The organism is Bradyrhizobium sp. Arg816 (assembly GCF_029989365.1).
GTDB lineage: Bacteria > Pseudomonadota > Alphaproteobacteria > Rhizobiales > Xanthobacteraceae > Bradyrhizobium.
Genome location: NZ_JAPRAQ010000009.1, coordinates 287,476 through 311,297, shown reverse-complemented (window position 1 = coordinate 311,297; position 23,822 = coordinate 287,476). Strand labels below are relative to the sequence as shown.

Genomic DNA, 23,822 nt, shown 5'->3' with positions numbered 1-23,822 from the left:
GGCGGCGTGTCAGCGCTCTCCTTCAGACAAATCGACGGAAGAGCCGCTGCCACCGTGATCGCCTGAGCGGATCGCGTGCCCGGCTGCCGACGCACCGTGTCGAATAGTCTCGGCTCGCTTTATGCGCCGCGCCCAATCGGGCTGCCCTTCGGCCGAAGTGCTGGCGGCCTGCGCGCCGGCCTGCCCACCTCCGCCGAGCGCAGCCGCTGCACGACGCAACGGGCTCATGGCAGCGGAAGCGCCGGCCTCCGCGGCGCCGGCAAGGCCGCCGCTGCGGTAGGCGGCTGATGCTCCGCTTATGACAGCGCCGCCACCGCGCGCGGCGCCAGCAATCGCGCCGCCAGCTAGACCAACGCCTCCGGCGGCAAGACCCGCGCCCGCCGCTACAATGCCGCCGGCAGCAAGGCCAGTTCCAATCGCGGCCCCGGCGCCGAGTTGGGGTCCGCCCGACACCAGGCCGTTCGCGATTCCGGGACCAAAGATACCGAGGCCCAGCAAAGATAGTGCGGCAAGGACCAAGGTCATCGCGTCTTCAATGGTCGGCTGAGCGCCGCCAAAGCCAGCGGTGAACTGCGAAAACAGGGTCGAGCCAATGCCGACGATGACGGCCAGGACCAGGACCTTGATCCCTGAAGAGATGACGTTACCCAAGACCCGCTCTGCCGCGAAGGCAGTCTTGCCAAACAGTCCGAAGGGAATGAGCACGAAGCCGGCGAGCGTCGTGAGCTTGAACTCGATCAGGGTGACAAAGAGCTGGATCGCCAAAATGAAGAAGGCAAGTAGCACCACGACCCAAGCGAACAGGAGAACAACGATCTGCACGAAGTTCTCGAAGAAGCTGATGTAGCCCATCAGATTCGAGATCGAATCGAGTAATGGTCGGCCGGCATCGAGTCCGACTTGGGCGATCTTTCCCGGTCTAAGGAAGTCGGATGCGGACAGGCTTGTGCCGGATGCTTTCAGCCCAAGGCCGGCAAAGCTCTCGAAGATGATGCGCGCCAGGCTGTTCCAGTTGCCGATGAGGTAGGCGAAGACCCCCACGAAGAGCGTCTTCTTGACGAGGCGCGCGATGATGTCCTCGTCAGTTCCCCAACTCCAGAACAACGCGGCGAGCGTGATGTCGATCGCAGCAAGGGTCGTTGCGAGATATCCGACATCACTCTCCAGCAGCCCGAAGCCATTATCGATATAACGCGTGAACGTTTCCAGGAACTGGTCGATGATCGCCGTACCAGTCATGGCTTGTTCGCCTCGGGTGTCGCCGGGTTCGGATATCCCTGCGGGATCCGGCTTTGATCCTTTTGGGCAGTTATCGAGCTGGTTGAGTCATCGTGGCCGGGAGCTCCGACGCCGTCTTTCCTGCCAAGGAAGCGGCGCCGGTTTTCGGCCCAAATCTGCTGGCAGTGGCGATAGCCTGCCGTCTCCTCCGGAGTGACGCCGCGGCAACGTACGAGGTCGGCGTTGGCTGCATCGGTCGTCTGCTCCGCCTTCGGCGCCGACCCAGATTCGTCTCGGCCACGCAGCTGAATCGTGCAGGCCGCTACGGCCACTAGGCCGATTGTCGTAAGCAGCGACAGCGCCTTGAATGCCCTTATGTCGGTCATCAGTGGAACATCTGCACATTGGAGGATTGATAGCCCTGCCCTGGTGTCAGGAAGCGCCGAAGCTGTTCTCGTCCCTGATCCTGAGCCGAGGCGCGCTGAGCGGCTTCAAGACTCTGCGCCCTGCCCTGTGCCGCCGCGGCCGCTGTGAGATCGGCAAGTTGTTGCGCTTGAAGCGCGAGGATCTGGTTGCCGGCCTGAGTTGCCTGCAAGGTGCCGCTGGCACTCTGGCTCGAGGTTACGAGGGCAGACGTCTGGATGCGATTGGTGTCGAGGTTGCCAACGATGCCGGCCTGGACACGAAGCGCATCTTGCGTCGCGGCATAGGAATTCTGCCAACGCGACTGAGCGTTGGAGATTAGTAACTGGTTCGATTGGCTGCTGGTCGCTGGCGCGTAGCTGGTCGCGAAGGCGCGATCTATCTGCTGCACGTCGTATGCGATGCGTTGGGCCTGCGCCAGCAATTGCTGCGTGCGCTGGATCGAGGATTGCAGTTGCTGCAGCGACGAATACGGCAGGCTTGCCAGATTCTTTGCCTGATTGATCAGCATCTGAGCCTCGTTCTGCAACGAGGTGATCTGATTATTAATCTGCTGGAGCTCCCGCGCGGCCGTAAGGACATTCTGGACGTAGTTGGTGGGATCAAAGACGATCAGCGCCCGTGCGGGCAGCGTAACGCCAAGCAGCAGCGCGAAGGCGGCCGTGGTCGCCAATAGGCCAAGAGGTCTCATAGCGATTTTTCCAGATTGACGAGATTGGGGATCAGATCTGCCGCCCAGGCGACGCCACGATGCTGGAGCCACGCAGGCACGAAGCCGTCGGGTCCATGTTCGGCGATGAGTTGCGTGATGGTGGCCTGGTCTGTCTTGGAAGAGGCTGCGATAAATGCGAGCGCAACCTCACCAAGGCCAAGTTCGAACATCCGGTTGCCGCGACGCGACTGGCAGTAGTAGTCGCGCTTTGGCGTTGCCCGACTCAGAAGCTCGATCTGGCGGTCATTGAGGCCAAAGCGGCGATAGATGGCAGTGATCTGCGGTTCGATCGCCCGTTCGTTCGGGAGCAACAGGCGCGTTGGGCAGCTTTCGATGATAGCCGGCGCAATCGCAGAGCCATCAATGTCCGAAAGTGACTGGGTCGCGAAGATGACAGACGTGTTCTTTTTCCGAAGCGTCTTCAGCCATTCCCGGAGCTGGCCGGCGAAATCCTCGTCGTCGAGGGCAAGCCAACCCTCATCGACAATCAGAAGTGTCGGCCGCCCATCGAGACGGTCCCCGATGCGATGAAAGAGGTACGCCAGCACAGCCGGTGCCGCGCTTGTTCCAATCAAGCCTTCGGTCTCAAACGCCTGGACCGAGGCCTCGCCTAGGCGCTCGAATTCGGCATCGAGCAGGCGCCCGGACGGACCGCCGAGGCAATAAGGTTGCAAGGCGCGTTTCAGGGAGTTCAATTGAAGCAGCACGGACAGGCCCGTGAGGGTCCGTTCCTCCCTCGGCGCCGAAGCGAGAGATGTCAGCGCCGACCACAGATGATCCTTGACCTCCGGGGTAATCTCGACCCTTTCCCGCGCAAGGATTGCGCAGATCCATTCCGTGGCCCATCCGCGCTCGGAAGGATCGTCGATCCAAGCCAGCGGCTGCAACGCAACGGGTTGCTCACCTCCGTCAGACAATGCCCCGCCCAGATCGTGCCAATCACCGTCCATGGCGAGAGCGGGCGCCCGGATCGAACCACCGAAGTCGAACGCAAAGACCTGAGAGTTTGGATAACGCCTGAACTGTAGCGCCATCAGAGCGAGGAGTACCGACTTGCCAGCCCCCGTCGGTCCGACCACAAGGGTATGGCCGACGTCGCCGACGTGAAGCGAGAATCGGAACGGCGTCGATCCCTCGGTCTTGCCAAACAGGAGTGGCGGACCCTTGAAGTGCCGATCCCTCGCCTCGCCGGCCCACACGGCCGACATCGGAATCATATGGGCGAGGTTGAGGGTCGAAATCGGAGGCTGCCGCACATTGGCGTAGACGTGCCCCGGCAGACTGCCGAGCCAGGCTTCGACGGCGTTCACCGTCTCAATCATGCAGGTGAAATCGCGACCCTGGATGACCTTCTCGACCAACCTCAGCTTTTCATCGGCAGCGTTGGGATCACGGTCCCAAACAGTGATGGTCGCCGTAACAAAAGCTTGCCCGATCTGATCCGACCCTAGTTCCTGCAACGCCGCGTCGGCATCAAGCGCCTTGTTGTGTGCGTCGGTATCGAGCAGCGTCGACGCCTCGTTCGTCATGACCTCCTTGAGAATGGCGCCAATCGACTTTCGCTTGGCGAACCACTGCCGCCGAATCTTGGTCAGAAGCTTGGTGGCGTCGGTCTTGTCGAGCATGATCGCGCGAGTCGACCAACGATAAGAGAATGGCAGGCGATTCAAGTCGTCCAGGATCCCCGGGGTCGTGGCGCCCGGAAAGCCAACAATCGTCAGGACCCGAATATTGGCTGAGCCCAACATCGGCTCTAGCCCGCCGGTCAGCGGCTGATCTGCCAACAGCGCATCGATGTACATCGGAATTTCGGGCACGCGAACACGGTGACGCTTGGTCGAGATCGTCGAGTGCAGGTAGGTCAGCGTGTCCTGATCGTCGAGCCAGGTGCATTCCGGCATGAACCCTTCAACGAGCTGAAGCACACGATTGGTCTGGTCGATAAACCCGCGGAGGACCTCGCGCGCGTCCGCTCCAACGGTCCGATCGCGTCCCTCGTAGAGCAGTTGCTCTGCCCTGGCGGCCCCTTCCTCTGGAGGCAGGTAGAGGAAGGTCAGGAAGTAGCTGGACTCATAATGGGCACCCGCCTCCTCGAACTGAGCCCTGCGTTCCGCGTCGACCAGCGCAGACGCGACATCCGGAAAGGAACTAGGCGGGTAGGTCCCCGCAAAATGACGCTGCGCCTCAACGAAGACGGCCCAGCCAGATCCCAGGCGACGCATGGCATTGTTCAAACGACCGGCGACAGCGACGAGTTCAGCCGGCACTGCGCTGTCGAGGTCAGGTCCCCGGAATTTTGCCGTCCGCTGGAACGAACCGTCCTTGTTCAGGATAATTCCCTCATCGACCAAGGCTGCCCAAGGCAGGAAGTCGGCAAGACGAGTGTCGGAATGGCGATATTCGGCGAGATTCATCATGATCAAGTGCTCAGACGTTAAGATGGCTGGGAATGCGCAAGTGTCGGCGCACCACGTCGACAAAGGCGGGATCGCGCTTGGCGGCCCAGACGGCGGCCATGTGGCCGATGAACCAGAGGACAAGACCCGCGATCCAGAGCCTCAGTCCGAGCCCAAGGGCTGCCGCAAGCGTGCCGTTGACAATTGCAACCGACCGCGGCGCCCCGCCCATCAAGATTGGCTCAGTGAGCGCGCGGTGAACGGGCACGACAAAGCCTTTGACCGGTTCATCCATCAGATCACCACGCCGCCGCCGAAGGAGAAGAACGACAGGAAGAAACTCGAGGCGGCAAACGCGATCGACAGACCGAACACGATTTGGATCAGCCTGCGGAAACCACCTGACGAGTCCCCGAACGCGAGCGTGAGCCCCGTCACGACGATGATGATGACGGCGATGATCTTGGCGACCGGCCCTTCCACCGACTGCAAGATCTGGTTGAGCGGCTGTTCCCACGGCATGTTCGAGCCGGCAGCCCATGCCGGCGCCGACGCCAAAAGAACCATCCCGGACATGGCTAGTGAAGCGGTATCTCGACGAAAGCGAAATTGCGGACGCATGTCAGTCTCCTGCTGATGAAAGACTGTAGTCGCCGGCGGGTCCAAGTCCCGTGACGAGGGCGAGTTCTGCGAGGCGACGGTCGGCGCCGCGCCCCGCGAGCACGGCGATGAGATTGATGGTCTCGGCGATCAAAGCGCGAGGAACCGTGATGACGGCTTCCTGGATGAGTTGCTCGAGCCGCCGCAACGCACCTAGCGCACTGCCCGCGTGAATGGTCCCAATGCCGCCGGGGTGGCCTGTGCCCCAGGCCTTGAGCAGATCGAGTGCTTCGGCACCGCGAACTTCGCCGACCGGAATGCGGTCAGGACGCAGTCGCAGCGAGGAACGAACGAGATCCGATAGCGTGGCCACGCCATCTTTGGTCCGCAAAGCCACGAGATTGGGCGCCTTGCACTGCAGTTCGCGCGTATCTTCGATCAGCACGACCCGATCGGAACTCTTTGCCACCTCGGCCAGGAGCGCATTCGTCAATGTTGTCTTGCCGGTCGATGTCCCGCCGGCGACCAGAATGTTCTTCCGTGCGGCAACCGCGTTCTGCAGGATCTTGGCCTGCTCCGAGGTCATGATCCCCCTGCCGACGTAGTCGTCGAGCGTAAACACGGCGACAGCGGGCTTGCGGATCGCAAAGGCCGGTGCCGCAACGACCGGAGGCAACAGACCTTCGAAGCGCTCGCCGGTCCCAGGCAATTCGGCCGAGACCCGCGGCGCGCCGGCATGCACCTCCGCACCTACGTGGTGCGCTACCAGACGAACAATGCGCTCGCCGTCCACCGCCGACAGTGTTTCGCCTGTGTCGATCAGGCCATTCGACAACCGGTCGATCCACAACCGCCCATCCGGATTGAGCATCACCTCGATGATCGATTCGTCTTCGAGGTAGCCGGCAATCGCAGAGCCAAGCGCGCTGCGCAGCATTCGCGCGCCGCGCGAACTCGCTTCCGATTGAATGGAATGGATTGCCACCGTTCGCCCCACCTAATGAGGACGCTCAAAGAGCGCGCTCAGATGGGGATCATTAGAAAAGGCACCAATGGACTTGGCGCAACAAGCGCTTTCGGTGATCGTAGGCTGGCGTAGAAAAAGGAAGACTGAGAACTGGCATTTGACGGCTACTTAATTATATCCGTTCGCCGCGAATCGCTGCTCACCACTCCGCATTGTCATCCGCGGGCAAGAGGATGACCGAATTTTCATACAACCCAACTGACTCGCCAACGAAGGAAGCATCAGCCGGCTTGAAGAAGAGGATCGAACTCATCCCTGAAGCGACGGATCCGCGCCAAGGCAACGCGAACCAGACCAACGCCGCGATCTGCAGCGCCACGTTGAGACCGAACGCGACTTGATAGGCTTGGACGGGTCTATGGCCATCATTCGCAGACCATTGCTCCAGGATCAGGCCTGTCGCGTATTGTGCCAGAAATGCCCAACCAAAGTGCAAGACGTTCAAGGCTCCATTGGCACGACCGGCAAGCTCCGGCGGGAAGTAATCCGCTATCACCGCGAAGCTGACCACGGTTGCCGTTCCGACAATTGCGACAAGGGACCATGGCAAGATGGACGGCAGAGGCGCTCGCAGGATCAAGGCTAATTCAGCTGCGATGAACAGAACTGCAACTATCGCTAATATCGTCTCCGCCCCGATTCCTCTTCGTTTGACGTAGTGGACGGTCATGCCGAACAGCCAGGCGCCACCGCTCAATGCGATGGACATCATGAAAAGCTGTCTGACGAGACTTGCGCGATCAAGCCCCTCTACGTCCGTCAGCCACGGCGATGCCCACAATCCCTGCAGGGACCAGGCCGATCCAACGCAAGTCGCCGACAACGGGGCCATTCGCCAAAAGCGCCGGTCTCTGAAAACTGAGCTGAGGTTGGTGGACGCTGTTGATGGGGCAATGCCTCGTTCAGGCACTACGACGTAGATGAGAATGGCCGTCGCACCGGTAGCGGCCGCCAGGATCTCAAAGAGCTGCCGCCAGCCCATCCAAGCGAGCAGGTGTTCGACGGGAGCCGTAGCGGTCACCGCTCCTAGCGACCCCAGCGCGATCATGTAGCCGTTGAGTAGGGCGGCTCGCTCCCTGGGGAACCAAAGGATGATGGACTTCAGTCCTGCCGTGAGCGCCGCCGCTACACCAAGCCCGATCATTGCACGCGCGATCAAAAGTGACAGGAAGCCGGTCGATACCGCGAACAATCCGGCGCCCGCTGCTGCGACCAAGAGCAGAACACTCTGGACGCGACGCGGACCAAAGCGGTCCAACAATATACCGATGGGAATCTGCGCCGCTGCGAAAACAAGGAAATAGACTGACGTAAGCAACCCGAGATCGGCAGCCCCAACCCCGGTATCCGAGCTGAGATGGCTGGCGATCAGAGCGTTGATCGTTCGAAACAGATACGAGAGATAGTACCCAGCTACAAAAGGAAGAAAAACGCGCGCGATTCGACGCCATGCTGTTGAGATTTGCATGCTGGCCCCTCTGCTCTCAGCTCGCTCGAGCCGATAGCGCGTCCAGCTTTTGTCAGTTCGGCTAAATCGCTGCGGTCGTAGGCTGGCGTAGAAAAAGAAGGACCGGCGCAATGGTCTCGCTACGTGGTTCAATCAGGTTTCTTCGGCCGGTTCCTGACGGCGGATATCTTCTGGAATCTCGCGCAGAAAGTTTTGCCCTTTTTGCAAACGGCGCCCAAGCGCCTCGACAAATCCCTCAAATCGCTCCCGGCCTTTTGCCTGCGCGGTCGCCTGCGCGTCGTTGGGCAGTGGTGGCGTGATCGTCAGCCAGAAACGGATGAACAGGGCCAAGGTCTCCGCCGTCAAACCAACGTCGCGTTCCAGCCTCTGCATCTGACGCGACAGCCGATCCAGGCGACGGGTAAACGCCGCCTCCCGCCTGTCCGCTCCATCCGGCGACAAAAACGAAGCAACCGCCGCTTCCACGATCGCAGACCGGGATAGCTTCTTCCGATCGGCAAGCTCGGAGATCTGTTTCAGAAGCTCGGGCGGGAAGTAGACGTTCATCCGGTCACGCATATTGCCTCAGAGCTCCATACCGTCATTCGGGTCCATGGCGACTTGACGGGCGACACCGCGCATTTGTTGGCGTATGAGCCGGGACTGACGGACCGCATCGTCGTCATCATCAAGAACGGCGGCAAATTCCTCTGCCGGCGTCGGTTCGGTCGTTTCCTTGACGATCGCGACGTGATCGGGGAGTTCCGGCTCACGACGGAGCCCGCTGTTCGCCGTGTCCTCCTCGGCCTCCGCAGCTTTGTCAGTCGGACCTGCCGTCGGCTTCAGCGGTCCGAGCGCTGACCATCCATCGGTTCGCTGCGATCGGCTGGCGCTCGCCGGATCGGGCGGCGGCAGAACCCGCTCGGTGAACCGCCGATCTTCGTAGTAGCGGACCTTCTTCGCCCGGATCGGCGCCATCCCTGCCACCATGACGATCTCGTCCGCCGGCGGAAGCTGCATGACCTCGCCCGGGGTCAGCAGCGGCCTCGCCGTCTCCTGACGCGAGACCATCAGGTGCCCCAGCCATGGGTTCAACCTGTGACCGGCATAATTCTTCATCGCCCGCATCTCCGTCGCCGTGCCGAGCGCGTCGGACACGCGCTTGGCGGTCCGCTCGTCGTTGGTCGCGAAGCTGACGCGGACGTGGCAATTGTCGAGAATGGCGTTGTTGGGCCCGTAGGCCTTCTCGATCTGATTGAGCGACTGCGCGATCAAGAAACTCTTGATGCCGTACCCCGCCATGAAGGCGAGCGCGGACTCAAAGAAATCAAGCCGCCCGAGTGCCGAGAACTCGTCAAGCATCATCAGGACTCGATGCCGGCGGTCGCGGGCGTGCAAGTCCTCGGTCAGGCGCCGTCCAATCTGATTCAGCACCAGACGGATCAATGGTTTGGTCCGCGAGATATCGGACGGCGGCACCACCAGGTAAAGCGTCGTAGGGCGGCGGTCTGCGATCAGATCGGCGATCCGCCAGTCGCAGCGACAGGTCACCTGGGCCACGACGGGATCGCGGTAAAGCCCGAGAAACGACATCGCGGTGGACAAGACGCCGGACCGCTCGTTCTCGGATTTATTGAGGAGTTCGCGCGCGGTCGAGGCGACCACAGGATGAGCACCCTGCTCGCTGAGGTGCGGCGTGGTCATCATCGCCTTCAGCGTCGCCTCGATCGGCCGCTTCGGATCGGACAGGAAAGCTGCGACGCCGGCCAAGGTCTTGTCGACCTCGGCATAGAGGACATGGAGGATGGCACCGACCAAGAGGGAATGACTGGTCTTCTCCCAGTGGTTCCGCTTGTCGAGCGAGCCTTCGGGATCGACCAGGACGTCGGCCACGTTCTGGACGTCGCGCACCTCCCATTCCCCGCGCCGGACTTCGAGGAGCGGATTGTAGGCTGACGACTTCGGGTTGGTGGGGTCGAACAAGAGAACGCGGCCATGCCGCGAGCGAAAGCCCGCGGTCAGTTGCCAGTTCTCGCCCTTGATGTCGTGAACGATGGCCGAGCCGGGCCAAGCCAGCAGCGTGGGTACGACAAGACCGACGCCCTTGCCGGATCTGGTGGGTGCAAAACACAAGACGTGCTCCGGTCCGTCATGGCGGAGGTAGTCGCGATCGAGCTTGCCGAGCACCACACCGTCCGGACCGAGTAATCCCGCCGCTCGAACCTCCTCCGCATCAGCCCAGCGCGCCGAACCATAGGTCTCGACATTCTTGGCCTCGCGCGCCCGCCACACTGACATGCCGATCGCCGCCGCGATCGAAACGAAGGTCCCCGACGCCGCGATGAAGGCACCCTCGACAAAGACCTGCGGCGCATAGGCGTCGTAGACGAACCACCACCAGAAGAAAACGGGCGGGTAATAGACCTTGAAGCCCGACAACTCGAACCAGGGCCGCCCGAGCTCCGGTTGCCAGCCGAGCCGCCAAGCCGTCCACTCGGTTGCTCCCCAGATGGCCAGCAAAACGATCAGGCCGACGACGATCACCTGTCCCCAGAGGATTTTGGTTCCGGACATCCCGAACGCCCTTCCGCAACTGAATTGACGAGGTTGCTACAGGCCGAGGTCGCGCTTGCGACTAAGGCCCCATTCGATGCCACCGCCGTCCTTCACGACGCCGGTGACGTGTTGGCCAAGCCTCTTCTCGAGTTCGCGCGACCAGGGCACAAGTTGGAAGCCGAGCCCATTGTCGATCATGGCGAAGCGTCCCGAGGTGAGCGTCAGACGTTGACGATACGTGCCCGCCACATGCTCCCCGGAGGCGGGCTTCACATGAGGCAGGCCGGTGTCGGCCGTGACTTTTGCGGCCACCTCGTCTAGTTCACGTAGGCGCAACGTGTTCAAGAGGTCGCGCTGCAGGATGATGCGTTGACCCTGTCGCCGCGCCAGGCCCTCCTGGATCAGATGCTCGGTACGGGCTTCCATGGCGTCTCGGGTCTCGCGGCCGAACCCGCCCATGGCGAGCGGCATGGGGTCCCGTTCAACCAACCGATGGTCGAGCCAGGTCGTGCCTCGTGCCGTGATCTGGCTACCGAGATCGAGATCGGAGCGGGTCGCGAGCACCATGGTCGGCCGCGGATCGCCGGCTTGACCGAAGCGTCGGACTTCGACAATGCCTCCGACCGGTGGCGCCTGTTCGAAGGCCGCGACCCCTCGGAAGCGCACGTGATGCGCGCGCCCATCGGTTCCATCGATCAGGGCGTAGGCCTCGCCAGTCAGTTCGTCATGCAAGCCACGGTCGACCAGCCGTCCGATGATCTCGGACGTCGGCTGTCCACCCTCGACGACGAAGTCGGCCACGCCGCGCGCTTCCCCACGCTCGGTAAAGGCGCGGTGCATGGTCTTGATAATATCGCCGCGCATGCCAAGGTCGCGCAAGCTCCGCTCGGCCTCGAGCCCAACCAACCATTCCCCCGGTGCGGCGGATGCGGCAAGGCCCATCTTCTCCAGGTGTTGAAGGCGACCGACCATTAGGCGCCGGATCTCGGGATCGGACTGGCCGGGGTTCTCTGGTCGAAGATCGATAGAGCCGGTCTCATCTGCCGCCAGTCGGATCTCCCGATCGAGCCGCGTCCATCGTTCCGCCGTGACTTCCCGTTCTAGCGAATTGCGGATTTCATGCTCCGGTTTTGGACCCAGTTCGATCGCGACCAGTTCCTCAGCGCGTGAGCGCAGACCTCGGCTGATATAGTCGCGGGAAATCACGAGATCAGCCCCCTCCTCATCGACTCCCCGAACGAGAACATGGACGTGAGGGTTGTCCGTATTCCAGTGATCGACGGCCACCCAATCGAGCCGCGTGCCAAGATCGGCTTCCATCTGCCTGGCGAGGTCGCGGGTGAACGCCCTGAGGTCGGTCATCTCGCCGGCATCTTCGGGCGAGACGATGAACCGAAAATGATGCCGATCGTCCTCGCACCGCTCCGCAAAAGCCGCGCTGTCGGCACGGTCGCTCCCGGCGTCGAACATTTCGGCCCGCTCGCCGCTCCGAGTCACGCCATCGCGCTTCAAATACGAGAGATGAGCCGACAACGGTGCTGAGCGGAACGCTAGCCCTTTGTGGCGAACAACGCGCGCTTTCACCACGACGCGCCGCGTCGGGCTGAACAACCGGCTGCGGCTAAACGCAAGCCTGCCGCGGCCAAACGTCGAGCGCCCATAAGCCGTGGATCGCCTACCAATCGCAGACTGATTAGAGGTGTGCCCGGCCTTCTTCGCGGCGCGCAGCACCTGGTTGATGAAACTCTTCTGTTTAGGTGCGCGGGTGCTGCCAATGCGCCCGGGCCGAACACGCAGATCGCTGTCGCCTACGGTCATGGCCGGGCCTCGAGTTGCGCAAAGTCGCCTACGGTGCCGAAAAGGTCCTTGATTACATTGCTCAAAATGCAAGGCGCGGCACGCGTCCCGACCGACCGGCACGGTAGAACCCAAGCCATGCCAATGGCTTGCGGTTCGACCGGCGAGCCCCTTTTATCTCGCCTTCCTAATCGGGCGTTCAAAGTCAACTCATTCCTACGCTTTTCTTCGACTCTTCCAACTTCGACCATTACCGACTCCTTGCACCAACAACGCACACTTCACCGCGGCCACGTACGCGACGTGCATTCACCAGGCGGGGTCCATGCGTTCCTTCGCGTTCAGCACTTCAGCCGTCGCATGCTCTTCATCAGGTTCGTAAACAGGGCTGTCCAAGCAGTCTGGCGATCTCATCACGAAGATGGCAGCAGGCGAGAGATAGCGGACATTCCCCGTTTCGCGGCCCCGCCAGGAGACGCTCACCGCGCGCGCGGATCTCTAATGGTTGCTCCTTCTCGACATGCCGGCTGTAACACCAGCACTAATCTTTTGCGTCCCCGCAGCAATTACTGCGCAGGCTTCAAACGCAATCACCGTGTGACCTTGGCGCCAAACCCAAGGTGGAAGTCGGTTTGATTGACCCACATCCTGTGCAGGATGCTCGCAAGCATGCGTGCGACCGCGACGATCGCGCACAGCATGCTCGACCGTTTGGCGATCCGCAGGCCCCACGCCCGCAAAGCCGACCACTTCCTGACCCGCAGCAGCAGGCTTGCTGCTGCCTCGCAGAGCGCCTTGCGAACCTTGACGTCGCCCTGTTTGGTAATTCGACCCTCGTAGTCGATTGATGTTCCCGACTGGTGTCGCCTTGGCGTAAGGCCAAAATGCGCGCCAACTGTCCGAGATCGCGCGAAACGAAGAGGGGTCATCAACACCGACCTTGAACGAAAGGGCGGCAACGGTACCGACGCCAGGTACGGTCATCAACCGACGACAAATCGCATCATGCTGGACGACCTGCAGGAGCACCTTATGCAATCGTTCGTAGCCCTCGAAGATCGCTCGGCGCACGTCCAACATGGCCTCAATCATCATGGAAAATACCGGATCGCTGTGCTCGATGAGCTCGGGACCCGCGCTTCGTATCCCCCGCGGCCGACCGCGCCAACCATCAGACCGTACGCCCTCAGCGTGCCACGAATGTGGTTTTCAAGGTCGATCAGCTTGCGCTTGAGGAGCTTCCTGTTGGCCAGTAGCGAGCGCATTTTCTGCATCTCGATGTTCTTGACGTGGACGGCTCGGTACCAGCCCAGCCGCATCATCTGCGCGATGCCGCGCGCGTCATTCCGGTCAGTCTTGTTACGCATTGTCGACAGCGAAACGCGCATGTGGCGCGCTTCGACGACGATGATCGGAAGCCCGGCTGGCTGCAATTCGCGATAGAGCCAGATACCAAGCGATGACGCCTCGACTCCCACTCTATCGAGGCGATCCGCGTAGCTCTCCACAGCTGAGCGGATCGCCTCCGGCTCCGTGCTGACCTTCACTTCGCTAACCGTGAGACCCTCGCCATCGACGATACAAAGGCTGGCTTCTTCTAGACCGACGTCCAATCCAATGTAGAGTTTCATCGGAGCTCTCCCTTGTGGCAACAACCTTTTAAGTCGTTGCACCAGACCCCGGATCCGGCCACGACTGTGTTATCGCCGTGCACCGGTATCTCGAAGCCAGATTTGAAGAGCCCTCTTAATCGGTCGTTGCTTGTGCTTGATCTCACCCATTCTCGCTTCCTTTCTCTGTTGCGACAAGGCCCTCTGCGCCACGCCTGGACACGATGCGCCACCACAGCCGCGAGGCCCGGTGCGCCGTGCACTCTTCCGCGCTCATCGACGGCGTAACGTCGCTGCAGCAGGGCAGCGGGAATGCCGTCGCGGCGCAATTTTCCATCGGCATGACGGAGCCACATCACAGGCAGTCCGGCGTGGTCCAGCTTGCACGTCACGTGCGTGGCCACAGGCAAGATAACGTGCGTTCCGTCGTCGTTGATCTGCACCAGGTCTCTTCCGCTGTCGCGGAGCTCCGTGTTCAAACTGTTGCGCTCATCGTGTCTTTGGATCCGTCACATCTGTGTTCTGGTCATGCATGGGCGCCGAGCAGCTTGCGCTCCTTGACGGCGGCACGTGCACTGACGTCCGCCTGCGAGGCCGCCGGATCGCCGCAGTAAAAAGGTGCCATCGACCCACATCGCATGCATGATCACCGCGAGCTTGCGCGCCACCGCCACGGTCGCCTTGCGGTGGCTGGTGCGCTTGGCGATCGCCAGCCCCCAGGTCTTGACCTTGTCCTTGCGCTTGAACCGGGTCAGCAACGCACTGGCCGCCTCATAGAGCGCCCGCCGCACGTCGGCATCGCCCGCCTTACTGATCCGCCCCTGCACGTCGATCGACGTGCCGGACTGCCAGCGCCGCGAGGTCAGGCCAAAATACGCCGCCACATCGCGCGACCTTTTGAAGCGCGAAGGATCATCGACTGCTGTCATGAAGCTCAGGGCGGCCACCGGCCCCACGTCGGGGATCTGCATGAAGCGCCGGCACAGCTCATGTCCGGCGACCAGCTTGACCACCAGATCGTGCAGCCGGCAATACTCCTTCCACAGCGCGGCGCGCGCGTTCAGCATGGCGTCGATCAGCTCGCTGACCAGCGCATCGCCCGCCACCGCCTCGCGCACCGCTTGCGCGAATCCGCCGCGGCCAACATGGCTGAGGCGAATGCCAAACACCTTCAGCGAATGCCGGATCGCATTCTCCAGATCCACAAACTTGCGCTTCAGATTGCGCCGGTGCGTCAACAACAGCCGCAGCCGGTAGCACGCCGCGCTCTTGATGTGCACCTTTCGGAACCAGCCGGTGCGCATCAAATGTGCCAGGCCGAGCGCGTCGGTCCGGTCGGTCTTGTTGCGCTGCGCCTTCAGCGCCGCGCGGACGTGGAAGGTTTTCAGACAGACCGCCGGCAGGCCGAGCTTGAGCAGTTCCGGATGCAGCCAGCGCGACGGCGAGCCCGCCTCGTGGCCGAGCCGCCGCAGCCGGCCGAGATACGGCGTCAACGCCGCCTTGATCGCGTCCGGATCGGTCACCACCGCAACCTCCAGCGCCACCTTGCCCTTGTCATCCACCACGCAGATTGCCGTCTCGTCAATGCCGACATCCAAACCACAGAAGAATTCCATCACACGCCTCCCGCGTTGCTGAGGCGGCGCACTGTGCGCGTCATTCATCGCGCAGACCACTTGCGCTGTGGCCGCAACTCCGGGCGCAGACCGATTACGGGCGGCAGTCCTGCTGTCGTGTCTCCCCACTGATCTCCCCACTCCGCCCATTGTTCTCCAGAGCACGCCAATGCATGCCAGCTTGCGCATTCAGTCATCGCGGGTCTCCCGCATCGGATCTCGCGACGAACAACCCGGTTGCCTGTGGCACAATCGCCGAGATGTCGCGAACCGAGGCAGCCGTCGGATCCCGGTTCGCCGGACGCCCAGACTGCAGCCGCGCAGCGGTCTTTGAGTTTTCAGGCCGCACAACGAAAAGCGCCGCTGCCGATGGCCGCAGATTCGCAACTGCCTTGGAACCCGCGATGTCGCTGCCGACCACCGACACAAGTTTCTGCAAATAGGCCTGGGTCTCAGCTGGCAAAGAATGGCCGGCGAGATTCTCTTCGTAGCGAGCAGGTCCCGCGTTGTAGGCAGCAAGGAAGCCCGGTGAACCGTACCGGTCGTGCAGTTCGCGAAGGTACGCGGTCCCCGCAAGAATGTTGCCGTGGGAGTCGTAGGGATCGTTGCCGAGGTCGTACCGCAGGCGTAGCTCTGCCCACGTCTCCGGCATGATCTGCATCAGCCCCATGGCGCCGTTCGGCGACCTTGCGCGTACGTCTCCGGCGCTTTCGACGTCAATGACTGCGCGTATCCAGTGCACCGGGACGCCGAAGCGACGCGAGGCCTCCTCGACGAACTCCGCAAATGGATCGCCAGCTCGATAACTCGCTGTGGGCTCCGCGGGTCGTGTCTCGGCGACAGCAGTAGCGTTGCTCACGGCCAGCGCAACGAACACCGGCACGACAGCGCGCAAGCTACTCTCGAACAAACGCAAGTGTGCCGCCGTGCTCGCGCCCGTCCAGGGTAAAGACGCTTCGCGTTGGCCTTTCGGCCGCCCTGGACCGCCGCGGCGCGCGGCGCCTGCGCAATCGTTAGTCGGGGCGGGGGAATGGTGCCGCACTCGGTCGAACAGAGGCGAGGCAGATCGGATGCTCAATTCGCGCACGGACACTCCTCCCAGGTCCACACTGGCAGTGCACGGCCAATGACGGCCGACGCCGGCAAGAACCCGAAGTAGCGGCCATCCAACGAGTTGGTGGATTGCCAGTTCATGACGAATAGTTCGCCCTCCCCAACGACACGGCAGCCCTGCCATTTCGGGAGCGGCCGACCGCGGCCATCGCGATCTCGGGCTTCGCCCATTTCGATGGCGTCAACTGAAATGGTGAGCCCGCTTCGACAAACGATCTGCCCGGGAAGCGCCAGCACGCGTTTGAGTATCGGCAATCCGGCTGGCAGATAGCCGTTCAGATCGAGGAAGGTGGCGAGCGGCTCCGGTGGCTGTACGGCGAGGAGTTCCGTCACGAACAGGGTGTCCGCGAGTTGCAAACGATACAGTCCGATCGGCACACTCTCGGATGCATTCCAGATGTAGGCCGGCGTGATCTCTAGAACGATCGGCGAGATGACGGCGGCAGCACCGGCAAGCATCGTGGTCAACGTTTTCCACCGACTGATCATCGCATGACCCTCTGCCGGTGAAGCCATGCCTGATGACGCCCTTTCGTGTAAGGACGCGGGTTTTCGTTGACGGACAGGCGGTTGTGAACGTGATGCCAATATTCGTGCGCAGCGTCCGCCGGATTGATGTCCAGTGCTTCGACGGCATCGATCAGCTGAAGCACCCGCTCGACCTTTGGCCAGCCGGACAGCCGCAGAATAATCTCACCACCCGGCTTCACATAGGGCACGGTGGAGCATCGCTGGCCCGGCGCGACCGCGCGCAGAATGTCGATCCGCGAGATCGCCGTTCCGAAGTCGTTCGACGTCCAGCGGACGAACGCAAAGATGCTGCCCGGCGCAAACGACAGCAGCCGTCGGCGACGATCGAGGATTTTTTCCGTGACGGCACGCCCAAAGCGGATGCGGTTCTCAATGCGCTTCTCGAGCCAGAGGAGTTCGACTTCGGTGAGATCGCTCATGAGACACCAGGAGCTTGAGAGATGTTTCGATTGCGTGGCTGGAGCGCGATGGCGACAGCGCGTCGTCGCCACCATTGACAGCGAGGCGACGCAGAACTCGCGGATGGCTGTTGGTTGTTGTCCCCAGCGGCGCGAGTTGCGCGATCCGTTAGAAGAAATCCGAAGGATTTCTGGTTAGTAGAGTTACGGCCGCACCTTGGGCAATAAGGGCTTAGGTCCAAATTCGGTCCCCGATAGCACGAGGATCCGGTCCCTGATGGCACGAGGGTTATGGTCCCCGATAGCACGAGCTGATTCACAGGTTATCTCCCGGCTTTGGAATGAGGCCGCGCCTGCGGACCCTGTCGGATAATGGATCGACGAACGCGGGTGCGAAGTTCAATCGCTCGGCGCCCTTCAGGTCACGCGTGAACACAAGTCGGTAGCCGGGCAATGTCTGCCGCTGGACGATCTGGCGCACGTCGTATGCAAAATGCTTGAGCGGCGAGAGGCTGCCAGACTTGGCATGGAGATGCACAAGATCGAAACTCCAGCCACCCTCCTGCCTGCCACCATGCTTGCGCACCAGACGATAAAGCCAGCGCTCAAGTCCGCCCGTCAGGTCGAAATACGCGCGATCGATGGTGAGCACGAGAGCATCATCGATCACGCCTGCGTAGAACCAATCCGGCAGAATCAGTTCGAGCCCGAGCGGACGTCCATTTGCTTCTGCCGTCTCTTTCCATTCGTTGATCCAGGAGAATCGATGGCGCCGCCGTTCTGCCGGCTGGCGGATCGACGGTACGGTCGTTGACTGTAACCTGTCGAGACCGGCCTTAAGGCGATCATAATCGCGCACACTGGTGCCACGGCCAACGAACGTCAGAATCTCGTAAGGAGTTGCAGCCATCAGGCGTGAGGTCTTCAAACCCGCATCCCGAGCCTCGACGATTTGCGACGCGGCCCAGATCAGGACATCCGCATGCCAGATGGTTGCCATGCCGTGCTCCGGCACGGCCTCGACGCGAATGGAGATTGCGCCCGCACGAAAATCGATTGGTACAATGCGCTTGGTCTTTGCGAGCGAAAAGAACGGATAGGCCATCAGGTCCTGCGCATCGCGTGGCGCGAGATCGCCAGGTAGCGCCCGAAACAGTTCAGGTTGATCGCGTTCGGATGGGAGTTTTCGCCGCATCGCTAGTGCCCTCTTCTGGCAATCAGCGGCGTTCCTGGCCCGCATACGGGCGCAGGTTCGCATGCTTCTTGGCTGGCAGAACCGTCCCCTTGCCCGGATCAGACGTCGATGTCTTGGCGCCGAGATCAGCCCAAGCCTTCAGATCGTCCACAGCATAGACGACGCGACCGCCGATCTTCCGATAGGTCGGTCCTGTGCCGTATGTGCGGTGTTTTTCCAGGGTGCGGCCGGAAAGACCGAGAAATCGCGCGGCTTCGGGCGTGCGCAGGTATCGCGGCGGCAAGCCGGCGTTCGGATCGGGCATTTGAAAGGCTCCGTGACCATCTGGAGCGCCAGCGCGAGCGGCGGCGCGTCGACGGTCACGATCGCGGAGAAGGACCGCGAAGGGGGATGCCGATGATTGCGGGGTATGTTTTCGATACCCCCGCTGAAGGTGCTATTTGTCCTTGCGCTTGGGACGCAGCAATTCGCGATAGCCGCCGCGCATCAATGCGAGGCCGCTTTGCGCGAGACGGATGGTTCGATTGCGGAGGTCGTTTCCAGGCGCGATCGGGGATACGCGTCTTGCCGCATGATACTTCGGCGATTGCACGGTAGGTGCTGCCGGTGGCGCGAGCATCGAGTGCGCGAATAGCGACGCTTAGCCGCTCGCGCCGCTGTCTAGATAGCTCATGAAAGGCGGGCCCTGGCGTGCGCCCATTCATTGCGCGCCACAGCCGCCGGGCAGCCCACGCGCGTGCATCGAAATCGCCGTCAAACGGCAACTCCGCGCCATAGCTCGCGCCGAGCGCTGGCGGTTCCTTCAGCCAGACGCGATGCTCAATCGCGCCAACACGCAGGATGACATGCCATCCATCGGAGGCGCTTCGCAGTTGACCAACTGCAAGGTTGAGCAGTGGTCGAGATTCGTCGCCACCATGTACGGGCGACGAGGCTGCTGCGACTGGAACGATAGTCGTATACCTCAGGCACCCAAAAGATGGTCTGCTCACCGCAGGACCCGTGAGGGTCATGCGCGAAAGCAGATACCCCACCTCCTCCTGAATTCCGCGGTTACTTGTCCGTCTGGACTGTTGGCGATCGTCGCTTGGTAGTCGCGTTGGTAGTCGGCATTGCGACGCAAACGTTCCCACGCGATGTCGGTGATGTCAGCTTCTTGTGGGCTCTTGTAAGACTCCGGCGACCGCCAATCGAATGCAGGCATTGCGTCCGCACCTTTCGCACAGCTAACGAGGATTGCGGCGCAATAATTCTGAACGATTGGGTTGTAGGAAGCCCCTACTTTGGCACCGGGTGGTGCTCCGGGATGACCCCATCGCGTCGAAGAAAAATGTACTCTCGACGGACATTTGGTCAGTGAAATCTTCTAGTTTGAGCCCGCACCACGCAACAGACGTCCCTCTTCAGTAACCCATTTCGCGCGCACCACATGGCTGTCGTATGCGTTCAAGACTTTTCGCGCGACCTCTCGCCAGTCCGCCCCCTCGCTCTCCGCCTGCAAAAGACGCGTGTACGTGACGACGTGCTGCTCGTCATAGAGCGCCAGCGTCTTATCGTCCGCGGCACTGTCGGCCACGTCTGGGTCTAATGGTGGTTTTTGCACATTTCCGTTTTGAGAAGGCAAGAAAGTTTACGCCATAGTACGGCCGCAAACTAGCCCGCCTTGGCAACACTGCTCCTCTTTCAGAAATCCTCCGACAAAGACAGTCACCTTGCTTGGCGGCTCCGGATTGCAAGCGGCAAGCACTTGAAGGGCGGTGCTCGACGTCACATGGAATAGCATATCTGATGACGAATAGGAACGATCGTTCCTAGAACGATCGTTCCGGTTCAGGTTCCCCTGTCGCTATGGATCTCAAAGAGATTATGGCAGTGAACCTGCGTCGGAAACGCCACGATCTAAAAATGACGCAAGAGGTGCTGGCCGACCGCGCGGGCTTGAGCGCCCGGTACGTCGGCGCCATCGAACGCGGCGATGTATCGGCAAGCGTCACCGTGCTCGGCCAAATTGCCGAAGCATTGGGAGCGGATCCGGGAGACCTGCTCAAGCGAGCTGGGCGGGGGAGCAAATCGTAGGCTGCTTGAAGGCGGCCGTAGAGCGCCCCGCCGGATGAGCGGGGCGCTGCACTCGGTCCGGTCAGTCGCCGTTGGGCTTGCGGCTGCGGGACCAGATCAGGGTGTAGGTCTCGGCGTCTTCGTCGTCGAAGAGATTGGCGTAGATCGGAGCGTTGAAGCTCGGATCGTCCAGCTTGACCGAGAGATAATCGCGGCCCTCGTTGGAGCGCTTCGACCAGGCGGCCCCGATCTCGGCGCGACCGACGTAGACCCGGTGGCTTGGGGCGTTGTCGTTGGTCCGGTCGGTCTCGGGGACGATGCGGACGCCCTTGGTCTGGAGGCTCAGGGTGACGATCTCGCCTTGGAATTCCTGGCCGGACTTCTTGAATGAACCGATGTTAGCCATGTCACTTCTCCTTGCTGTTTCCGAGCCCGCGACCACCGCGGCCTCGATGGCGATCTGAAAGCCGAAGGCGATCGACGCCGCACCCGTTTGGGCCGCAGCGCAGCGGAGGATGGCTGCGGGGAGACTTTCTTGCCTCGCGAGGAATGGGCGAAGCCCAGGGGAAGAAAGTCTCCCCGCCGCCGTTGCGGTTCAGGCGATCGAGGCGTAGCCGGCCTTCGGCCAGATCAAGCCAATGAGAGGCCAGGTGCTCGCGTGCGCTGAACAGCATCTTGGAGACGTGCCAGCGAACGATCGGTTCAAACAAGAAGCCCCACATTCCCGGCGAAGGAAAAGGAAACCTGGCGTACATAAAGGCGACCCGTGCTCCGAACCGACAGAATCCAGCGTACCCGCCAGCAACCGCGGGAGCAGTCTGCCGACGAGATCACCCGGCTCAATCGAAGCGTGAGAGAGGATCGCGATGTCGCGATCAGCAAGGTCGCCCTGTATCCGCGTCATACCAACCAAGATAGAGCAGACACGCAACGTCACCCGCCCGCGGTCGTCATCCCATTCGGTGGATGGATAGGGCTGAGTACAACGCCATCTCTGACAGAGGAGCCGGTCTGCATCGACACGTTTGCCCAAGCGATTCCCCCGACTGCGATGGCCCCAAGCATGGCGAAAGACTCCTGCCACGATCCCTCGGGAATACCGAGGTGTCCAAGGGCAAGGGTCACACCATAGCCGACGCGTGCAGCCGGAACCGCGAATAGTAACCCAATGACCAGGCGCACGATCGGAGAGCACGCGGCGGAGAAGGCGTACCGTCCGATCACGAATGTGAAACCGGCCGTAACGAAGCCAACGACGATGGCACCGACCGGACCTGCTCCGGCTTGAAATAAATAGATCCCCACGGTCGTGCCGACGAAGAACGGCAATGCGTGAATCGCGAGCGCGAATACTGCCCAGCAGAAGGTTTCAGGCATGAACAAGCAATGTAGGAGAGCCCGATCGCTGGTGCGATAGAGACCGGCATTGAACGATGGCACTGACGTGTCGCCATTGCTGGCCTTCGAGACAGCAATCAGGAAGGCCGGCTATTCGCTTGTCGTAGCTAAGCGGCAAGCTTGATCAGCCCGAGTTGCTGCAGCGCGGTGACGCCGTCGTCCCGATTTCCTCGGTGATCTTGCCGTCTTTCAGCTTCAGAACAATCTCACAGACTTAACGCCGAAGACAGCGCGGGAGGGAGGCGTTGTTCGCGACGACCGCCACAACGGCGGGCACAGCTAGGGATAGACCCAACCGGCACAAAGCTTAACATGCAGGTTCATCTCGATATCAAGGATGGCCGAACGGCCGGCCGCATGCTTCACGCATGTCGGCAAGTTTGGGCGACTTGTAGACGGAGAACGCGTAGGCGCGAGCAAACTCCACGAGGAACAAGTAGTCGTGAACGAGATATTGACGAAACGCCGCTTCGGGGAGCGAGCCGTCTGCCAATCCGTTCTTGAAGAGATGCTCGGTAGGGGCCCGCCACTCAGCGGATGCTCCTGTCTTTAGAACTCACGATCACCGTTACTGGTTACTTTTTCCAGCACCAGACCGCGTTTCCGTCGCCGCGGTAGCTAGATGGTAGCTAGCAGCCGCTGCCTTCGCGCGAAGGCTAGAGTAAACTATTGATTTCGCTGGTACAGTTGGGTGGGCTCGAACCACCGACCTCCTGTTCCACAGACAGGCGCTCTAACCAACTGAGCTACAACTGCATCCTTGCGAGCCGCCTTGGGCGCCTGGACGGGCCGTCGACCTAAGGGGGGCTGGACGGGGCGGAAACTAGGTGCAACGGGCGTTTTTGGCAAGGCCGCAAAACCCGAGAATCGCGCTTCCGACGAGGTTATTTCCAAAGCAAAACCCGGGCTCTAGGCCCGGGTTTCTTAACTTGAACGACCCGGCCTGATCAGGCGGCGGGCTTGTAGAGCTTCGAGGCAGAGGCCTTGATCGGCTCGGCAGTCTCGGCGGCGACGCGCTGGGCGAGCTCGACCAGCTCCTTGGCCTGGGACTGGAAGGTCTCCAGCTGGGTGCGGGTGTGGCCGGTCCACAGCTCCAGCGCTTCCGCCGGCGACTTGAGGCCGAACAGCTGCTGGGCGAAGTCCAGCTGGGCGCTAGTGTTGGCCTTCATGAACTCCACCAGCTTGGCGGTGTACTCGCTCGCGCCCTTGTTGGCGGAGGTGAACACGGCCTCGACGGTGCCGTTGTGGGTCTCGGCCGCGTCCTTGAACTTGGCGTAGCTCTCGCGGGCCTGCGACACGCCCTTTTCGGCGAACGCACGCATCTGCTCGGGGACCTCGAACGGAATGATCGAGGCAGAAAACGGATCAGTCGCAGCTGTCATGGTAGTCCCTCACGCTAATGAAAAAATGGAGTGAGCCTTCCCGCCGGCCCCGACCTAGGCCTCAAATTCAGCGGGAACGAAGACTGGAACGCGATACAAAAAGATGGCTCGCCCAGCGCCCATCACTATCGCTGCCCAAGATGTCAACATTGTGCAACGCAAACGTGATCCGGGCTGCGGCGCGAAATTTAATCGCGGTCAGGATGAGGTTCCTCACCAGGGGAACCCATGGTTGAGGTATCTCAGTGCCTCAAGCGGGATATCGCCTCCGACATTTCATGCGCAGGAGCCCGGAATCCATCGGGCCGCAGAGTCCGTGGGCAAATGGTTTCCCAAATGCGCAATTGC

General features: G+C 61.5%; 25 protein-coding genes, 1 tRNA gene and 3 pseudogenes. 1 reads left to right on the top strand and 28 read right to left on the bottom strand.

Going from position 1 to position 23,822, the window contains the following annotated elements:
- Positions 1 to 9: 9 nt before the first annotated feature.
- The 22 genes and pseudogenes from trbL to OWC48_RS23520 form a co-directional block, all read right to left on the bottom strand.
- Positions 10 to 1,239, bottom strand: coding sequence for a P-type conjugative transfer protein TrbL (trbL, locus tag OWC48_RS23625; protein ID WP_282522092.1), 1,230 nt, complete (start codon positions 1,237 to 1,239; stop codon positions 10 to 12).
- Positions 1,236 to 1,604 carry a putative entry exclusion protein TrbK-alt gene (gene trbK-alt / locus OWC48_RS23620; protein ID WP_282522091.1) on the bottom strand — a complete coding sequence of 123 codons (369 nt, stop codon included), beginning with the start codon at positions 1,602 to 1,604 and terminating at the stop codon, positions 1,236 to 1,238. The genes trbL and trbK-alt overlap by 4 nt, the downstream gene beginning before the upstream one ends.
- Positions 1,604 to 2,332, bottom strand: a complete 729-nt coding sequence (trbJ, locus tag OWC48_RS23615) for a P-type conjugative transfer protein TrbJ (protein WP_282522126.1) — start codon at positions 2,330 to 2,332, stop codon at positions 1,604 to 1,606. The genes trbK-alt and trbJ overlap by 1 nt, the downstream gene beginning before the upstream one ends.
- Complete coding sequence (gene trbE / locus OWC48_RS23610) at positions 2,329 to 4,770, bottom strand: conjugal transfer protein TrbE (RefSeq protein ID WP_282522090.1); 2,442 nt, start codon at positions 4,768 to 4,770, stop codon at positions 2,329 to 2,331. Before trbE ends, trbJ begins: the two co-directional genes overlap by 4 nt.
- A 10-nt stretch (positions 4,771 to 4,780) precedes the next feature.
- Positions 4,781 to 5,044: a VirB3 family type IV secretion system protein gene (locus tag OWC48_RS23605; RefSeq protein ID WP_282522089.1), complete on the bottom strand. Its 264-nt coding sequence runs from the start codon at positions 5,042 to 5,044 to the stop codon at positions 4,781 to 4,783.
- Positions 5,044 to 5,325 (bottom strand): TrbC/VirB2 family protein, encoded by a 282-nt coding sequence (locus OWC48_RS23600; RefSeq protein WP_282522088.1) that lies wholly within the window; start codon positions 5,323 to 5,325, stop codon positions 5,044 to 5,046. The genes OWC48_RS23605 and OWC48_RS23600 overlap by 1 nt, the downstream gene beginning before the upstream one ends.
- 46 nt (positions 5,326 to 5,371) lie before the next feature.
- Positions 5,372 to 6,286 (bottom strand): P-type conjugative transfer ATPase TrbB, encoded by a 915-nt coding sequence (gene trbB, locus OWC48_RS23595; protein ID WP_282522125.1) that lies wholly within the window; start codon positions 6,284 to 6,286, stop codon positions 5,372 to 5,374.
- A 229-nt stretch (positions 6,287 to 6,515) separates the two neighbouring features.
- Positions 6,516 to 7,844, bottom strand: coding sequence for an MFS transporter (locus OWC48_RS23590; RefSeq protein ID WP_282522087.1), 1,329 nt, complete (start codon positions 7,842 to 7,844; stop codon positions 6,516 to 6,518).
- A gap of 132 nt (positions 7,845 to 7,976) precedes the next feature.
- Positions 7,977 to 8,402, bottom strand: coding sequence for a CopG family transcriptional regulator (locus tag OWC48_RS23585; RefSeq protein ID WP_282522086.1), 426 nt, complete (start codon positions 8,400 to 8,402; stop codon positions 7,977 to 7,979).
- A 6-nt stretch (positions 8,403 to 8,408) separates the two neighbouring features.
- A complete protein-coding gene (locus OWC48_RS23580) occupies positions 8,409 to 10,397 on the bottom strand; it encodes a conjugal transfer protein TraG (RefSeq protein WP_282522085.1) in 1,989 nt (662 codons plus the stop codon).
- 36 nt (positions 10,398 to 10,433) lie between these two features.
- The gene (locus OWC48_RS23575) at positions 10,434 to 12,197 is read right to left on the bottom strand and encodes a VirD2 family relaxase/mobilization nuclease (RefSeq protein WP_282522084.1); all 1,764 of its coding nucleotides are present in this window, start codon (positions 12,195 to 12,197) and stop codon (positions 10,434 to 10,436) included.
- A 569-nt stretch (positions 12,198 to 12,766) separates the two neighbouring features.
- On the bottom strand, positions 12,767 to 13,105 hold the full coding sequence (locus OWC48_RS47200; RefSeq protein ID WP_368860671.1) for a transposase: 339 nt from the start codon (positions 13,103 to 13,105) through the stop codon (positions 12,767 to 12,769).
- 162 nt (positions 13,106 to 13,267) lie between these two features.
- A complete protein-coding gene (locus OWC48_RS23565) occupies positions 13,268 to 13,807 on the bottom strand; it encodes a transposase (RefSeq protein ID WP_282522082.1) in 540 nt (179 codons plus the stop codon).
- 505 nt (positions 13,808 to 14,312) lie between these two features.
- Positions 14,313 to 15,402 (bottom strand): annotated as a pseudogene (locus tag OWC48_RS23560) (IS110 family transposase).
- Positions 15,403 to 15,595: 193 nt separating this feature from the next.
- Positions 15,596 to 16,297 (bottom strand): lytic transglycosylase domain-containing protein, encoded by a 702-nt coding sequence (locus OWC48_RS23555; RefSeq protein ID WP_282522081.1) that lies wholly within the window; start codon positions 16,295 to 16,297, stop codon positions 15,596 to 15,598.
- 179 nt (positions 16,298 to 16,476) lie between these two features.
- Positions 16,477 to 17,004 carry a S26 family signal peptidase gene (locus OWC48_RS23550; RefSeq protein ID WP_282522124.1) on the bottom strand — a complete coding sequence of 176 codons (528 nt, stop codon included), beginning with the start codon at positions 17,002 to 17,004 and terminating at the stop codon, positions 16,477 to 16,479.
- Positions 17,001 to 17,465, bottom strand: coding sequence for a DUF2840 domain-containing protein (locus tag OWC48_RS23545; RefSeq protein ID WP_282522080.1), 465 nt, complete (start codon positions 17,463 to 17,465; stop codon positions 17,001 to 17,003). The genes OWC48_RS23550 and OWC48_RS23545 overlap by 4 nt, the downstream gene beginning before the upstream one ends.
- Positions 17,466 to 17,760: 295 nt before the next feature.
- On the bottom strand, positions 17,761 to 18,639 hold the full coding sequence (locus OWC48_RS23540) for a replication initiator protein A (RefSeq protein WP_282522079.1): 879 nt from the start codon (positions 18,637 to 18,639) through the stop codon (positions 17,761 to 17,763).
- A 22-nt stretch (positions 18,640 to 18,661) separates the two neighbouring features.
- Positions 18,662 to 18,943 carry an AlpA family transcriptional regulator gene (locus tag OWC48_RS23535; RefSeq protein ID WP_282522078.1) on the bottom strand — a complete coding sequence of 94 codons (282 nt, stop codon included), beginning with the start codon at positions 18,941 to 18,943 and terminating at the stop codon, positions 18,662 to 18,664.
- A gap of 132 nt (positions 18,944 to 19,075) precedes the next feature.
- Positions 19,076 to 19,343 (bottom strand): annotated as a pseudogene (locus OWC48_RS23530) (DUF2285 domain-containing protein).
- 305 nt (positions 19,344 to 19,648) lie between these two features.
- The gene (locus OWC48_RS23525; RefSeq protein ID WP_282522077.1) at positions 19,649 to 19,843 is read right to left on the bottom strand and encodes a transcriptional regulator domain-containing protein; all 195 of its coding nucleotides are present in this window, start codon (positions 19,841 to 19,843) and stop codon (positions 19,649 to 19,651) included.
- A gap of 162 nt (positions 19,844 to 20,005) precedes the next feature.
- Complete coding sequence (locus OWC48_RS23520; RefSeq protein WP_282522123.1) at positions 20,006 to 20,242, bottom strand: DUF2285 domain-containing protein; 237 nt, start codon at positions 20,240 to 20,242, stop codon at positions 20,006 to 20,008.
- Between the two features lie 245 nt (positions 20,243 to 20,487).
- On the opposite strand from OWC48_RS23520, the gene OWC48_RS23515 reads away from it, so the two are divergent.
- Positions 20,488 to 20,715: a helix-turn-helix domain-containing protein gene (locus OWC48_RS23515; RefSeq protein WP_282522076.1), complete on the top strand. Its 228-nt coding sequence runs from the start codon at positions 20,488 to 20,490 to the stop codon at positions 20,713 to 20,715.
- 61 nt (positions 20,716 to 20,776) lie between these two features.
- Here OWC48_RS23515 and OWC48_RS23510 read toward each other — a convergent pair whose 3' ends face one another.
- The 6 genes and pseudogenes from OWC48_RS23510 to OWC48_RS23485 form a co-directional block, all read right to left on the bottom strand.
- The gene (locus OWC48_RS23510) at positions 20,777 to 21,100 is read right to left on the bottom strand and encodes a DUF736 domain-containing protein (RefSeq protein WP_045013298.1); all 324 of its coding nucleotides are present in this window, start codon (positions 21,098 to 21,100) and stop codon (positions 20,777 to 20,779) included.
- A gap of 1 nt (position 21,101) precedes the next feature.
- Complete coding sequence (locus tag OWC48_RS23505; protein WP_282522075.1) at positions 21,102 to 21,404, bottom strand: hypothetical protein; 303 nt, start codon at positions 21,402 to 21,404, stop codon at positions 21,102 to 21,104.
- A 223-nt stretch (positions 21,405 to 21,627) separates the two neighbouring features.
- Positions 21,628 to 22,071 carry a hypothetical protein gene (locus tag OWC48_RS23500; RefSeq protein ID WP_282522074.1) on the bottom strand — a complete coding sequence of 148 codons (444 nt, stop codon included), beginning with the start codon at positions 22,069 to 22,071 and terminating at the stop codon, positions 21,628 to 21,630.
- Positions 22,072 to 22,383: 312 nt separating this feature from the next.
- Positions 22,384 to 22,645: pseudogene (locus OWC48_RS23495) on the bottom strand (thiaminase II); the annotation flags it as partial.
- 126 nt (positions 22,646 to 22,771) lie between these two features.
- Positions 22,772 to 22,848, bottom strand: a tRNA-His gene (locus tag OWC48_RS23490).
- A gap of 191 nt (positions 22,849 to 23,039) precedes the next feature.
- Positions 23,040 to 23,474: a phasin gene (locus tag OWC48_RS23485; RefSeq protein ID WP_282522073.1), complete on the bottom strand. Its 435-nt coding sequence runs from the start codon at positions 23,472 to 23,474 to the stop codon at positions 23,040 to 23,042.
- Positions 23,475 to 23,822: the final 348 nt, after the last annotated feature.

Excerpts from the sequence above, each read along its gene's own strand:
- OWC48_RS23600 (WP_282522088.1), bottom strand. The coding sequence starts at position 5,325 with ATGTCCGGGATGGTTCTTTTGGCGTCGGCGCCGGCATGGGCTGCCGGC.
- trbE (WP_282522090.1), bottom strand. The coding sequence starts at position 4,770 with ATGATGAATCTCGCCGAATATCGCCATTCCGACACTCGTCTTGCCGAC.
- OWC48_RS23485 (WP_282522073.1), bottom strand. The coding sequence starts at position 23,474 with ATGACAGCTGCGACTGATCCGTTTTCTGCCTCGATCATTCCGTTCGAG.
- OWC48_RS23515 (WP_282522076.1), top strand. The coding sequence starts at position 20,488 with ATGGATCTCAAAGAGATTATGGCAGTGAACCTGCGTCGGAAACGCCAC.
- OWC48_RS23525 (WP_282522077.1), bottom strand. The coding sequence starts at position 19,843 with ATGCCTGCATTCGATTGGCGGTCGCCGGAGTCTTACAAGAGCCCACAA.
- OWC48_RS23580 (WP_282522085.1), bottom strand. The coding sequence starts at position 10,397 with ATGTCCGGAACCAAAATCCTCTGGGGACAGGTGATCGTCGTCGGCCTG.
- OWC48_RS23590 (WP_282522087.1), bottom strand. The coding sequence starts at position 7,844 with ATGCAAATCTCAACAGCATGGCGTCGAATCGCGCGCGTTTTTCTTCCT.
- OWC48_RS47200 (WP_368860671.1), bottom strand. The coding sequence starts at position 13,105 with ATGACCCCTCTTCGTTTCGCGCGATCTCGGACAGTTGGCGCGCATTTT.
- OWC48_RS23510 (WP_045013298.1), bottom strand. The coding sequence starts at position 21,100 with ATGGCTAACATCGGTTCATTCAAGAAGTCCGGCCAGGAATTCCAAGGC.
- OWC48_RS23500 (WP_282522074.1), bottom strand. The coding sequence starts at position 22,071 with ATGCCTGAAACCTTCTGCTGGGCAGTATTCGCGCTCGCGATTCACGCA.
- OWC48_RS23565 (WP_282522082.1), bottom strand. The coding sequence starts at position 13,807 with ATGAAACTCTACATTGGATTGGACGTCGGTCTAGAAGAAGCCAGCCTT.
- OWC48_RS23540 (WP_282522079.1), bottom strand. The coding sequence starts at position 18,639 with ATGCGGCGAAAACTCCCATCCGAACGCGATCAACCTGAACTGTTTCGG.
- OWC48_RS23575 (WP_282522084.1), bottom strand. The coding sequence starts at position 12,197 with ATGACCGTAGGCGACAGCGATCTGCGTGTTCGGCCCGGGCGCATTGGC.
- trbK-alt (WP_282522091.1), bottom strand. The coding sequence starts at position 1,604 with ATGACCGACATAAGGGCATTCAAGGCGCTGTCGCTGCTTACGACAATC.
- OWC48_RS23545 (WP_282522080.1), bottom strand. The coding sequence starts at position 17,465 with ATGAGCGATCTCACCGAAGTCGAACTCCTCTGGCTCGAGAAGCGCATT.
- OWC48_RS23585 (WP_282522086.1), bottom strand. The coding sequence starts at position 8,402 with ATGCGTGACCGGATGAACGTCTACTTCCCGCCCGAGCTTCTGAAACAG.
- trbB (WP_282522125.1), bottom strand. The coding sequence starts at position 6,286 with ATGCTGCGCAGCGCGCTTGGCTCTGCGATTGCCGGCTACCTCGAAGAC.
- OWC48_RS23605 (WP_282522089.1), bottom strand. The coding sequence starts at position 5,044 with ATGGATGAACCGGTCAAAGGCTTTGTCGTGCCCGTTCACCGCGCGCTC.
- trbJ (WP_282522126.1), bottom strand. The coding sequence starts at position 2,332 with ATGAGACCTCTTGGCCTATTGGCGACCACGGCCGCCTTCGCGCTGCTG.
- OWC48_RS23550 (WP_282522124.1), bottom strand. The coding sequence starts at position 17,004 with ATGATCAGTCGGTGGAAAACGTTGACCACGATGCTTGCCGGTGCTGCC.
- OWC48_RS23535 (WP_282522078.1), bottom strand. The coding sequence starts at position 18,943 with ATGCCCGATCCGAACGCCGGCTTGCCGCCGCGATACCTGCGCACGCCC.
- trbL (WP_282522092.1), bottom strand. The coding sequence starts at position 1,239 with ATGACTGGTACGGCGATCATCGACCAGTTCCTGGAAACGTTCACGCGT.